Below are 12,734 nucleotides of genomic sequence, written 5' to 3' on the forward strand. Positions count from 1 at the left end.
ATCGTCTCAATCGCTTCGCGGGTCGGCTGCCAGATCGAAGAAAGTAAAATGGTTCCATTTGGTTTTAATGAGCGATAAATATTATCAAGAAGTGCGGTATCATCTTCAATGTATTGCAAAACATCAATGGACAAAACGAGGTTATACGCCTCTTCTTGCACGTATTCTTGAATGTCTGCCGTTCTAAAAACTACATTCTGTCTTCCAATTTCATTAAAAAAGGAATTGCATTGGCACACTTTATCTCTGTTGATGTCCAATGAAAAGATATTCCATTTCGGATTGATCGAAGAAAGGTAAAAGGCACATTGCCCAAAGCCTGAACCTAAGTCTAATATATTGACATCAGCAGGTGCATTTTTAGCCCAGTCTTTTATTGCTTTTCGAATGTACCAACTTCTTAGAATTAAGAAATTAGATAACGAGTGAAATCCTTTTCTTAGGAATGTAGATCGGCCAATTTGTTGACCCAGCCAGACTTTTTCTTCCTCGTTTTCTGTTTTTTTGATGTTGAGTAGTGGCATTATTTCTTCAACAATAGGTCAATCTTCTCAGCATAATCGAAAGAATCATCCAAGTAGAAAATAATTTCTGGCACTATTCGAAGTTGTTTTGCTACTCTTTTTCCAAGGAATCCTCTCACTTCTGAGGTCTTTTTACGCAAAGTTTCCAAGGCCGTTTTTTTGTCATCGGATGGAAATAAACTTACGTATACCTTAGCCACACCAAGGTCTGGGCTTACTCTAACTTGGGTAATGGAAATCATTACACCTGGTAAAGGAGATTTAAAATCCTTGATAAAAATATCACCGATTTCTTTTTGTAGTAACCGTGCTACCTTACTTTGTCTTAAGCTATCCATGGTGCAAAGTTATCAAATGAATTAGGAATATATGTTTACATTCGAAAGATAGTTGGACAATCCATATGAAATGGAATGAATAACTTTGAACCGAATATCATTTTGATCAATTTTAATGAAAATTAGCGGGTTTACTTTTACTAGAAATGTCTCCAAATTGTATTATCCGATTTGCGAATCGATTCAATCCATTCTTCCCATAGTGGATGAGTTTGTGGTGGCTTTAGGAAAAGGAGATGCTGATGACAATACAAGAGAATTATTAGAAAGTATTAATTCTCCCAAAATTAAAATAATTGAAACAGAGTGGGATTTAGCTGCCTTTCCTCATGGAACAGAATACGCCCACCAAACAGATATCGCCAAGTCGCATTGCTCGGGCGATTGGTTGTTCTACATTCAAGCAGATGAAGTGGTTCATGAAGATGATTTGCCAATTATTAAAGCCCGTTGCGAAGAATTATTGCACAATGAGAAGGTTGAAGGATTGTTGTTTAAGTACCGCCATTTTTTTGGAGATTACGACCATTTCATCAATCACCATGGTTGGTATCAAAATGAAGTAAGGGTTGTTCGGAATTTGCCGACGATTCATTCTTTTGGAGACGCACAATCTTTTATGCGAATTGAAAATTTTGACGGTAAAAGCTATCGAACGAAAGAAAATGCTTACCAATTAAATGTAGCTGCCGTTGATGCCTATATTTATCATTATGGTTGGGTTCGTCCACCGGAATACATGCAGAGCAAGAAAAAAGCAATGGATTCAGCTTATAAAGATAAGCAGACGGTAGACGCAATTTATGAAAACCAACAGGCAGGTTTTGATTATGGACCATTGAAGCATTTGCCGTTGTTTAAAGGAACACATCCGAGAGTAATGGAAGAGAAAATGAAAGATTTTTCTTGGGGGCATCAATTGAACTACACAACGATGAAACGTCCGGATCGACCAAAGTTCAAACACGAAAAATTAAAATATAGAATTATCTCATTTTTAGAACGTAATCTCAATGGTGGGAAGCACTATTTTGGTTTTAAAAATTGGAAACTTATACTCAAATAACTGATTAATGAAGAGTTTACTCAAAATTGGAAAATACCTCGCACCTTATAAACTAGTGGCCCTTCTTAGCATTGGCTTCAATGTGTTGTCTGTGTTTTTTAACTTATTGTCTCTATTGGCATTTATCCCATTTCTAAATCTATTGTTTGGAGATGTTAAGCCTGTTTTAGTGCAGCCTGATTTTGAGTTGAGCGCAGACTATATTACAACCCTATTCAATTATAGAATGCAACCTTTTATCGTGGAGTATGGTCAACGAGGTGCATTATTGTTCATTTGTTTGACTGTTGCTGTTCTCTTTTTCTTGAAGAATATTTTCGGCTATTTGAGTCGTTTTTTTATGGCCAATATAAGAAGTGGAGTGGTGAGAGACATTCGTCAAGCTATTTATAGAAAGATTTTAGTTTTGCCGCTTTCATTTTATTCAGAAGAGAAGAAAGGAGATATCATTAGCCGAATTACTGGCGACGTTCAAGAAGTGGAATGGTCGATAATGAGTTCGTTGGAAATGCTTTTTCGGGATCCTATTTCTATTGTTTTGTCCTTAGGAATAATGATTAGCATGAATGCCAATTTGACTTTGTTTTCATTGGTGTTGTTGCCAATTAGTGGATTGATTATCGGAAAAGTGGGTAAAAGTTTAAAACGAACTTCTTCCAAGCTTCAAATAAAAATGGGGGAATTGTTGTCGAATGTTGAAGAGACTTTGACAGGTTTAAGAATTCTAAAGGCCTTTAATGCGGAGGCTTCTGCCAATCAAAAATTTGACTCTATTAATGGAGAGTACAATTCCACCATGCTAAAGATGTTTCGAAAGCGTGATTTAGCTTCACCATTGAGTGAGTTTTTAGGCTCAATCGTGATGGTTGCATTAGTTTGGTACGGTGGAAACATGGTATTGGATCCTGCGGTAGAGTTTAGCGGTGGTGATTTTATAGGATACATTATTATCTTTTCGCAATTGTTGAATCCGGTTAAGTCGCTTTCGTCGGCGTATTACAACATTCAAAAGGGTGCTGCTTCTACTGAAAGAATCGACATGGTGTTAGATGCTGAAAATAAAATCACTGAAAAGGCAGATGCAATCAGTGTAAACGGATTCAAAGAGGGTATTGAGTATAGAGATTTGACTTTTGCTTATGGCGACACCGTAGTCTTGAAGAACGTAAATATCCAAGTTCAGAAAGGAAAAACAATCGCATTGGTTGGTCAGTCTGGTGGTGGTAAGTCTACGTTGGTTGATTTGTTGCCACGATTTTATGATCCAAAAAGTGGCGGTATTTGGTTGGATGGACACCCAATAACAGATTATAAAATCAAAGATTTAAGATCATTGATGGGCATTGTTTCTCAACAGTCTATTTTATTTAATGATACCATCTACAACAACATCGCTTTAGGAATAGAGAATCCTACGATGGAAGGTGTGATTGAAGCGGCTAAGATTGCCAATGCTCATGAGTTTATTGACAAGATGCCGAATGGCTACCATACCAATATTGGTGATGGTGGTGGTAAGCTTTCAGGAGGGCAGAAACAGCGAATTAGCATTGCGCGAGCAGTCATGAAGAATCCACCGATTATGATTTTGGATGAAGCGACTTCTGCATTAGATACTGAGTCCGAAAAATTGGTGCAAGATGCTTTATACAAACTGATGCAAAATAGAACTTCAATAGTTATTGCACACCGATTGTCAACGATTCAGCATGCTGATGAAATTATCGTAATGCAAGATGGAGAAGTGGCTGAAAGAGGTACACATGATGGCTTGATTGCACAAAATGGCGTTTATAAAAAGTTAACGGATTTACAGACGTTCTCTTAACCAGTAATGAAATCGATATAGTTATTTGGAGTAATAATTTGAACAGTTGCTTCAGGGTAAGCTTTGGTAAAGGTTTTGGTAACTCCTGTTTTATTGGTTGGTTTCCATTTGAATTCATAGGCTGAGATTTGCCCATCATTTTCCTCCAAATAATCAATTTCTTGCTGGTCCTTTGTTCCCCAAAAAAAGTTGTTGGTCTTAATATTTTTGTAGCTGAGGTGTTTGTATCGTTCTGAAATTAAGAAGTTTTCCCACAAATCGTCACTATCTTTACGAAGCGGAGGTTGCTGAAAATTTTCAATTAGTGCGTTCCGAATTCCATTGTCATAGAAATAGATCTTGCGGCTTTTTTTTAATTCTACAGGTAGGTTTCTACTGAACGATCTCAATCGAAAGATGATGTATGCTTTTTCCAGTATTTCTATGTAAGCTTCTATGGTTTCATTGTTTAATCCTATTTTTTTACCCAATTCATTATAGGAAACTGGCTGACCTACTTGAAATGCTAAAGCCCGTAGTAGTTTAAATATCTTTTCGCTTTTATTTATTCTTTTCCAACCATTAATGTCCCTGAAAAGATACCGATCAGTTATTTGTTTCACAATTTCTTTTTCATCACCATCTGATGTTGCAACCTCAGGATAATAGCCATAAACCAATCGGTGAAACAACAATCGTTTTTCTTCAATCAAACCATGGTTATTGGCCATCTCTTGAAACGAAAGTGGGAGTAATTGATATTCCCATTTTTTACCTATTAGTGGCTTATCTATTTCTTGGGTAAACTCAATTGTTGAAGAACCAATTATGATCAATTGAATGTGTGGAAGTTCTTCAGTTAGTGACCTTAGTTTTATTCCTAGTTTTTTGATTAGTTGAGCTTCATCAATTACCAAGGTGGAAATTCCTCTAAATTTTTTTTCCAATTGATCTGGGTACAAATCTCTAAATAGTAACTGTACTTCTTGATTTTCAGCATTTAGCCAAAGTGCATTTTTTAGATCTTTAACTAAGAGCTTTATTAAGGTAGTTTTGCCAACCTGCCTAGGTCCTAGCACAATAATGGTCTTCCCTTTTCTTAGTTTTTTTACCAGATTTGAGTAAATGATGCGATCAATCATGCAACAATGGTAAGAATTTAACAGGTACATTGAACCATTTGTGCATCAAATCGCAAAGAGTTCGCTTTTTAGTACAGTAATTTATGCGGATAAATCCTTAGGTGTTGGTCTTTAATGGTTTCGTAAAGTAAGTCTCTTAAACCGTCAATGTTGGTCTTTTTCTGAGCCGAAATAAAGATGCATGGATAGTTTTCTTTCGCCATCCAAGTTTTCATTAACTCTTCCAAAGAGTAGTTTTCCCGCACTTTTGGAGTCAAATCATCCTCGTCTTTTTTCACGTAAGTAAAGGCATCGATTTTATTAAAAATCATAATAGTCGCCTTGTCCAATGAGTTGAGCTCTTTCAATGTTTCTTTTACCGTATTGATATGATCTTCGAAATTGGGATGAGAAATGTCTACCACATGAATCAATACATCGGCTTCACGAACTTCGTCTAAAGTAGACTTAAATGAATCTACTAAATGGTGAGGAAGCTTACGGATAAATCCAACAGTGTCAGAAAGTAGAAAAGGTAAATTTCCAACCACGACTTTACGCACTGTAGTGTCTAATGTTGCAAATAGTTTGTTCTCTGCGAATACTTCTGATATAGCTAGCATATTCATCACAGTAGACTTTCCAACGTTGGTATATCCAACCAAAGCAGCACGAATCATCTGCTCACGGCCTTTTCGTTGGGTTGCTTTCTGCTTGTCAATTTTCTTTAGCTTCTCCTTTAGCAAAGTGATTTTGTCGCGAATAATACGTCTATCCGTTTCAATTTCTGTTTCACCAGGTCCACGCATTCCAATTCCCCCCTTCTGACGAGAAAGGTGAGTCCACATTCTAGTCAATCGAGGCAATAAGTATTCGTATTGAGCCAACTCTACTTGAGTTCTAGCTTCAGCACTACGAGCACGTTTAGCAAAAATATCTAGAATCAAATTACTTCGATCTAAGATTTTTGTATTCAATACACTTTCAATGTTTCTCAATTGAGATGGACTTAGCTCATCGTCAAAAATCACCATTTGAATGTCATGGGTTTTAACGTATGCTGCAATGTCATCCAGTTTTCCAGCACCCACAAATGTTTTTGGGTTAGGTTTTGCCATTTTTTGAGTAAAACGCGCATGTTCAGTTGCACCAGCTGTCAAAGCTAGAAAAGCCAACTCGTCCAAGTATTCGTCTACTTTTGCTTCGTCTTGTTCTTGCGTGATGACTCCTACTAAAATAGCGGTTTCATCTCTTTTTTCAATCGTATCGTGTAGATTCATTTACAGAAAATAGTCAATTTATTGGTTAAAACCAAGGACGAGCGATTGCTGAGAAAGGCCAAGGAATAGCAGAGAAAATCAACACCAATGCCAATAGATAATAAATGGCAATTCTTCGGTGCTTCGCTGCATCTGTCGTTGCTTTTTTACTCATAATTCGTCCAAGGGTGATAATAGCGATGGCTACAATCATTGATAACATATGCTCCACAGACCAGAATCTCAAAATAGGATCCTTCATTGCAGCAGCCATATCACTCATTCCTGTTTTTACGATTGGGCTCATAAAATACACTCCTAATCCTATCACCAATTGCAAGTGAGCACTGATAAAAGTGAATAAGCTCAATTTGTTATCTGAAGCGGTATATTCTTTATTTCCAAACCATCCGGCAAATGCTTTGATGATTGTAAATACCAATAAAATCAAAATAACATATCGCAAAAGCGAGTGAATCATCAATATCATTTCCATAGTCAAAAATTTTGAAGTCAAAGGTAATGAAAACGACAAGTAAAAAGTGTGTTTCGAAGTGGCTCCTAGGTTACTTTTCTTAATTTAGCCTTCATTTTTACATCTTAATTTCAATTCTAATGCGGTTTTTGTACCTGCTTATCTTTAGCTTCATACCTTTTTGTACTGTTTACGCCCAATCTACCTTCCCCGTCAACGGGAATAGAAATCCAAACAACAATTCCGTTGCATTTACGAATGCCACTATTACTGTGGCTCCTGGAGAGTTATTGCAGAAGGCAACCTTATTGATTAAAAATGGAAAAATAGAGGCCGTTGGAAAAGACGTTGCTATTCCTAAATCATGTGTGGTATACGATTTGAAAGGAGCATTTATTTACCATTCTTTCATTGATGCTTATTCTGACTATGGTATTCAAAAGGATTCAGAAAATAGTAGAAAAGGTGGTTCGCCACAATTAGAATCCAACAAGGAGGGTGCATACAATTGGAACGAAGCTGTAAAAGCGGAGAATAAAGCTTTTGAGCATTTTGCTATTGAGCATGATAAAGCCAAGGAATTAAGAAAAAATGGATTTGGAGTAGTGGCTACTCATCAACAAGATGGAATTTTTAGAGGAACTGCCGCATTGGTTTCATTGGGGTTGGAAACTCCCAATGAGTCGTTGGAGCAAAGTGAAGTCTTTACTTCTTTGTCTTTTGATAAAGGCAGCTCAAAGCAAACTTATCCTTCCTCTTTAATGGGAATTATAGCTTTGATGCGACAAACCTATTACGATGCTCAGTGGTATGAAAACCGATTGAGCTCCAAAGAATACAACATTACCTTAGAAAATATCAATCGAACGAAAGTACTTCCTAAAGTCATTTCAGTAGATAGCTATTTGTCAGCTTTTAGAGCGGATAAAATTGCGAAAGAGTTTGATTTTAAATTCATCATCAAAGGAAATGGAGATGAGTATAAACGAGTAGATGAGATTAAAGCATTGAATTCTGCTTTTATTTTGCCTTTGAATTTCCCTTCGGCGTTTGATGTAGAAAATCCTTATGATGCCATGAATGTATCGTTAGGGGAAATGAAACATTGGGAAATGGCGCCTTTCAACGCGGCCATGTTAAAAGCGGCTGAGGTTCCTTTTTGCTTTACAGCGAATGGATTGGAAAGTCAGTCAGAGTTTTTAGCCAATTGGCGTAAAGCGATTCGTGCAGGTTTATCAAAAGATGACGCTTTGGCGGCAATTACTACTTCTCCTGCACAAATCTTAAATCTAAAATATACAGATGGAACTCTAAAAAAAGGTAATCCAGCTAATTTCATCATTACTTCTGCTTCTATTTTCGATAAGAAGTCGATTGTTTTTGAAAACTGGGTAGAAGGGCAGCCATACATTATTAGTGACAGAACGAATATTGATATTCGAGGAACGTATAGCATCAACATTGAAGGGATAATGCAATATGACTTAACTGTGGAAGGGGAGTTGGATAAGCTAACTGCTAAAATAAAAAGTGATGACTCAGCCAAGCCTTGCACCATTGTGTTAAAAGGTAATCAAGTGTCGTTGGCTTTTTCGAGTAAAGGAAGCAAAGAAGTCATTCGCTTAAGCGGACATGTGAGCGATGAGAAAAGTAGAATCTGGAGTGGAAATGCCATTTCGCCGAAAGGAGATTGGGTGAAATGGGGTGCCATAAAGAAGAAAGAATTTGTAGCAGAAAAGAAGAAAGATTCAACGGAAGTGATGACCCATGGATCAGTTTGGTATCCAAATATGGCATTCGGATCTGAAATAAAACCAGAAGCTAAGAATGTAATGTATCGAAATGCGACGGTTTGGACCAATGAAAGCAAAGGAACTTTAAGAGAAACCGATGTGTTGGTGATTGATGGGAAGATTCACAAAATAGGACCAAAGTTGGATCTCAGTATTATTTTTCATAAAAAGGCACCTCAAGTAGAAGAGTTTGATGCCAAAGGTCTACACATTACTTCAGGCATAATCGACGAACATTCGCACATTGCCATTAGCCGTGGAGTGAACGAAAGTGGACAAGCAAATACCGCTGAGGTTTCTATTGGCGACGTGGTTAATTCCGACGATATTAATATTTACCGTCAACTTTCTGGTGGAGTAGTTGCTTCACAGTTGCTGCATGGTTCGGCTAATCCTATTGGTGGACAAAGTGCCCTGATTAAATTGAAGTGGGGAGAAACTCCTGAGGTAATGAAAATTGATTCTGCAGACGGGTTTATCAAATTTGCGTTGGGCGAGAATGTGAAGCAATCCAATTGGGGTGATGAGCGGAAAGTGCGTTTCCCGCAAACAAGAATGGGAGTGGAGCAAGTATATTACGATGATTTTATAAGAGCAAAAACATACAGAGATAATTGGACGCTATACAATTCTAAAAACAATCGAGATCGCAAGGAAATGAGCGTTCCGAGAAAAGATTTGGAACTGGAAACATTAGTGGAGATTTTGGATAAAAAACGCTTCATTACCTGTCATTCTTATGTGCAATCAGAAATCAATATGTTGATGCATGTGGCCGATTCGATGGGTTTTAAAATCAATACGTTTACACACATTTTAGAAGGCTATAAAGTGGCCGATAAAATGAAGGAACACGGAGCTGCAGGTTCTACGTTCTCCGATTGGTGGGCGTATAAATTTGAGGTGAATGATGCCATTCCATACAATGGAGCAATCCTGCATAAAATGGGCGTAACCACCGGATTTAATTCTGATGATGCTGAAATGGGTAGACGATTGAATCAAGAAGCAGCAAAAGCAGTGAAATATGGAAATGTGAGTGAGGTAGAAGCATTGAAATTTGTGACTTTAAACCCTGCAAAAATGCTTCATTTAGATAGACGCATGGGGAGTATTGCAGAAGGAAAGGATGCTGATTTGGTGGTATGGTCTGGAGATCCGTTATCGGTGTATTCTAAAGTTCAAAAGACCATTATCGATGGCGTTTGTTATTACGATGCAGAAAGAGATCAGGAGTTGAGAAAAAAGGTAAGTACCGAACGAGAGCGACTGGTTCAGAAACTGATAGAGGCGAAGAAAAAGGGAGAGAAAACGAAGAAACCGGAAGCAAAAGAAAAGCAATTGTATGAATGTGAAAGTATGGAGGACGAAGGGTATGAAATCAATTAAAACTATTTTATCAATCTTCGCTATTTGTGGTGTATTTGTGTTGAATGCACAGAATAAGAATGAGCGAACAACGCTGATTTTAGGAACGACGGCTCACATCGGAAATGGTGACGTGATTAAAAATTCAGCCATTGGAATTAAAGGAGCGATCATCAATTTGGTGATGAGTGCGCAAGATTATCGATTGGATACGAATGCTTACGATACCATAATTCGGATGTATGGACAACATTCCTATCCTGGGTTTATTTCTCCTAACAATGTGTTGGGATTGGTAGAAATTGATGCAGTAAGATCAACACGAGACAACAATGAAGTGGGGAGTATTACGCCGCAAGTCAGAAGTTTGGTGGCGTACAATACCGATTCTAAAATTATTCCAACAGTTCGTTCCAATGGCGTTTTAATTGTTCAATCGACTCCTCAAGGTGGAAGAATTTCCGGAACTTCTTCTATCTTTAATTTGAATGGATGGAATTGGGAAGATGCCGTGTTGAAGATCGACGATGCAATTCACATCAATTGGCCTTCCGTTTATTCTTCGAAGTGGGAAAATGGAGACATTGTTTATTTTGAAAATAAAAACTATTTGACGGAAGTAAAGGAATTGAAGACTTTCTTTTTGAATGCAAAAGCCTACTCAAAGTCAGACTTTAATTTGGAGAAGAATTTGAGATTTGAAGCCATGCGTGAAGTGTTCAAAGGGAATAAAAAAGTCTTTATTCATGCCGACAAAGCAAAGGAATTGTCTGAAGCCATTTATTTTATTCGAGAGCAAGAAATCAAAAAGCCAGTATTGGTAGGTGCTTATGATGCGCTTTTAGTCGCTGATTTGTTGGTAGACTACAACATTCCAGTTGTATTGAGAAGAGTGCATGAGTTGCCTTTACGGGAAGATGATGCTGTTGACCAACCCTACCGAATGCCTGCATTATTGAAAGAAGCTGGAGTGTTGTTCTGTTTGCAAAACGATGGTCGCATGCAAGCCATGGGAACTCGAAATTTGCCATTTTATGCCGGTACTGCTGCTGCTTATGGATTAGACAAAGAAGAAGCGTTGTCGAGTATTACATTGAATGCAGCTAAAATACTAGGAATCGAAAAACAAGTAGGCTCCATAGAAATTGGAAAACTAGCGACTTTGTTTGTCTCCAAAGGCGATGCATTGGACATGAAAACCAATAATGTAACGATTGCTTTTGTAAATGGTCAAACAATTGATTTAAGCAGTCATCAACGGGAATTGTACGAAAAGTACATGAAGAAGTATGGGTTGGAAGTGAATTGATGGGGTGGAGGTGCTTCTTTTTTTTTGAAACGAATTCAAAGACCTAACAGGTTTTCAAATCCTGAGATTGTAAAAATTAGAAAAATATATATCAAGTAGTTAATATTTCTTGTTGTTGTAAACTAGTGGCAAAAGTTGCCAAAGTTGCACACGTTCCAAACCACCCCTAATAGGTGAAATTTGAAGCAAAATTTCCTTTATGAACTTCTAAATTCGAACAGAATTCCAATGTGTTTAAATATAACTCACTTGTATATTTTTTACCTGCAACAATGTTTGCTAATAATAACGTTGTCACTTTAATTCTACTTGGTAATCTTGGAGGAATTGTATTTCTCTCTTCTGTTATTTCAATATTTACTCTGCATCGAACGGAAGGGTAAAATTCTTCGATAGAATCATGAAACTCTTCTTGAATTGTTTTCCAATCTATTTTGATTACATTCTCACATAAACTCTCAAATATTTTGCTAACCTCATTTTTTGGATTAATTATATTTTTGAAAAATTTGCTCATAGAATAATTTAGAACCTTACTAAAAATGGGAGCTTACACACATTACTTAGGTGTTTAGTACAAGTCTTTTTACTTCTCAAAATTTTAACAATTCTATTATTTATAACTTCTGACAAGTTCCAGTTGTATAGTTTAGGATCTGTTGTGCTGTAGAACTCAATTGTTACAGCATCAAGGTCTTTGTGATATTTTGCAAAACTCTGGTAACCGGGAACCCAACCACCGTGTTCAAATTCGTAAATAGAAGCATAAATCTCTTGTTCTCCTTCATCAAACAATGAACCGTCGTTCAATGCCCTTAAAAAAGTTCCGACGTCTTCAGCTGTTGCTACCATGCCATGCTCATCTGCTTTTAAATCAAATGGGTGTCCAACATGGTAACCACTCATTACATCGTCTATATTTACTTCCTTTAACGATCCAAAAGTGTGATCAAGATGAAGGGGTAGAAGAATTTCTTCTTGAATGAATTGAAAGTTCCCATAACCGAGCACGTCATCCATAATTTTATTAATTAGTAGATAGTTAGTGTTGCAATATTCATAGTCTTCACCTGGTTCAAAGTTGGAAGGTTTATCAAGAATCAATGCAAGGCTTTCTTCATAAGTCTGGGTTGGAGCTGCCCAAAAGTTTGGGGCATTCGTAAAATTGGGAATGCCACTCCTATGCTGTATGATCATACTCAACGATATTTTCTCAGCGTTTTCAATTCTTCCTATTAAGTTGGGTAAATAATCGGCAATAGTTTTGTTCAAAGAAAGCCGGCCTCTACTAACTAATTTGGTAACAGCTACAATATCATATAGCTTGCTGATGCTCGCAATCTTAAAAAGAGCTTGGGGTTTGGCAGGTATCTTAGCTTCGCGATTGTGCCAACCTGCAGTAAAAAATTGAGGTGCCTGATCAGCTTGGTCAACGTAAACAATAATGCCATCAAATCCATATCCAACGGCTTCATCTACTTGCTCCTGAATTGTGTTTGGTAGTGGAAGTATCCATACCTTAACCAACAGCCATGGTACAAAGAATAAGGATACTATAGTCCCAACTAGCAGGCTTAGTCTTATTATTAACGTCGTTCGTTTCTTGGTCATCCTATTTTAGGTAGTAAGCTTAGCAAAGGTAAAAATCAATTTTATTCAACTACTTCAATAATG

At 37.2% G+C, this 12,734-nt stretch carries 11 protein-coding genes; 4 read left to right on the top strand and 7 right to left on the bottom strand.

Features of this window, described 5'->3' with window-relative positions; all coding sequences use genetic code 11:
* Positions 1-524 (bottom strand): class I SAM-dependent methyltransferase (locus ACTB0X_RS09920; RefSeq protein WP_463024859.1); only part of this gene is annotated, 524 nt, incomplete at its 3' end.
* On the bottom strand, positions 524-862 hold the full coding sequence (gene rbfA / locus ACTB0X_RS09925; RefSeq protein ID WP_463024860.1) for a 30S ribosome-binding factor RbfA: 339 nt from the start codon (positions 860-862) through the stop codon (positions 524-526). The genes rbfA and ACTB0X_RS09920, both read right to left, overlap by 1 nt.
* Before the next feature lie 115 nt (positions 863-977).
* Here rbfA and ACTB0X_RS09930 point away from each other — a divergent pair, with 115 nt between their 5' ends.
* Positions 978-1,928, top strand: coding sequence for a glycosyltransferase family protein (locus ACTB0X_RS09930; RefSeq protein WP_463024861.1), 951 nt, complete (start codon positions 978-980; stop codon positions 1,926-1,928).
* Positions 1,929-1,935: 7 nt separating this feature from the next.
* Positions 1,936-3,756 (top strand): ABC transporter ATP-binding protein, encoded by a 1,821-nt coding sequence (locus ACTB0X_RS09935; RefSeq protein ID WP_463024862.1) that lies wholly within the window; start codon positions 1,936-1,938, stop codon positions 3,754-3,756.
* On the opposite strand, the gene ACTB0X_RS09940 is transcribed toward ACTB0X_RS09935, so the two are convergent.
* The 3 genes from ACTB0X_RS09940 to ACTB0X_RS09950 all read right to left on the bottom strand — a co-directional run bounded on the left by ACTB0X_RS09940 (position 3,753) and on the right by ACTB0X_RS09950 (position 6,611).
* On the bottom strand, positions 3,753-4,877 hold the full coding sequence (locus tag ACTB0X_RS09940) for an ATP-binding protein (protein ID WP_463024863.1): 1,125 nt from the start codon (positions 4,875-4,877) through the stop codon (positions 3,753-3,755). The two genes, ACTB0X_RS09935 and ACTB0X_RS09940, sit on opposite strands and share 4 nt — an antisense overlap.
* Before the next feature lie 68 nt (positions 4,878-4,945).
* Positions 4,946-6,136, bottom strand: a complete 1,191-nt coding sequence (gene hflX / locus ACTB0X_RS09945) for a GTPase HflX (RefSeq protein ID WP_463024864.1) — start codon at positions 6,134-6,136, stop codon at positions 4,946-4,948.
* 25 nt (positions 6,137-6,161) lie between these two features.
* Positions 6,162-6,611 (bottom strand): hypothetical protein, encoded by a 450-nt coding sequence (locus ACTB0X_RS09950; RefSeq protein ID WP_463024865.1) that lies wholly within the window; start codon positions 6,609-6,611, stop codon positions 6,162-6,164.
* Between the two features lie 119 nt (positions 6,612-6,730).
* Here ACTB0X_RS09950 and ACTB0X_RS09955 point away from each other — a divergent pair, with 119 nt between their 5' ends.
* Together ACTB0X_RS09955 and ACTB0X_RS09960 are read left to right on the top strand one after the other, a co-directional pair.
* Positions 6,731-9,772, top strand: coding sequence for an amidohydrolase family protein (locus tag ACTB0X_RS09955; protein ID WP_463024866.1), 3,042 nt, complete (start codon positions 6,731-6,733; stop codon positions 9,770-9,772).
* Positions 9,759-11,060, top strand: a complete 1,302-nt coding sequence (locus ACTB0X_RS09960) for an amidohydrolase family protein (RefSeq protein WP_463024867.1) — start codon at positions 9,759-9,761, stop codon at positions 11,058-11,060. Before ACTB0X_RS09955 ends, ACTB0X_RS09960 begins: the two co-directional genes overlap by 14 nt.
* 166 nt (positions 11,061-11,226) lie before the next feature.
* Here the strand turns inward: ACTB0X_RS09960 and ACTB0X_RS09965 are convergent, their stop codons facing one another.
* The gene (locus tag ACTB0X_RS09965) at positions 11,227-11,577 is read right to left on the bottom strand and encodes a hypothetical protein (RefSeq protein WP_463024868.1); all 351 of its coding nucleotides are present in this window, start codon (positions 11,575-11,577) and stop codon (positions 11,227-11,229) included.
* An 8-nt stretch (positions 11,578-11,585) separates the two neighbouring features.
* Positions 11,586-12,671, bottom strand: a complete 1,086-nt coding sequence (locus ACTB0X_RS09970) for a serine hydrolase domain-containing protein (protein WP_463024869.1) — start codon at positions 12,669-12,671, stop codon at positions 11,586-11,588.
* Positions 12,672-12,734: the final 63 nt, after the last annotated feature.

The sequence above is a fragment of the Acidiluteibacter sp. genome, assembly GCF_055129545.1.

Bases quoted from the DNA above. Each gene is read 5' to 3' on its own strand.
- rbfA (WP_463024860.1), bottom strand. From the start codon at position 862: ATGGATAGCTTAAGACAAAGTAAGGTAGCACGGTTACTACAAAAAGAA.
- ACTB0X_RS09930 (WP_463024861.1), top strand. From the start codon at position 978: ATGAAAATTAGCGGGTTTACTTTTACTAGAAATGTCTCCAAATTGTAT.
- ACTB0X_RS09935 (WP_463024862.1), top strand. From the start codon at position 1,936: ATGAAGAGTTTACTCAAAATTGGAAAATACCTCGCACCTTATAAACTA.
- ACTB0X_RS09940 (WP_463024863.1), bottom strand. From the start codon at position 4,877: ATGATTGATCGCATCATTTACTCAAATCTGGTAAAAAAACTAAGAAAA.
- hflX (WP_463024864.1), bottom strand. From the start codon at position 6,136: ATGAATCTACACGATACGATTGAAAAAAGAGATGAAACCGCTATTTTA.
- ACTB0X_RS09950 (WP_463024865.1), bottom strand. From the start codon at position 6,611: ATGGAAATGATATTGATGATTCACTCGCTTTTGCGATATGTTATTTTG.
- ACTB0X_RS09955 (WP_463024866.1), top strand. From the start codon at position 6,731: ATGCGGTTTTTGTACCTGCTTATCTTTAGCTTCATACCTTTTTGTACT.
- ACTB0X_RS09960 (WP_463024867.1), top strand. From the start codon at position 9,759: ATGAAATCAATTAAAACTATTTTATCAATCTTCGCTATTTGTGGTGTA.
- ACTB0X_RS09965 (WP_463024868.1), bottom strand. From the start codon at position 11,577: ATGAGCAAATTTTTCAAAAATATAATTAATCCAAAAAATGAGGTTAGC.
- ACTB0X_RS09970 (WP_463024869.1), bottom strand. From the start codon at position 12,671: ATGACCAAGAAACGAACGACGTTAATAATAAGACTAAGCCTGCTAGTT.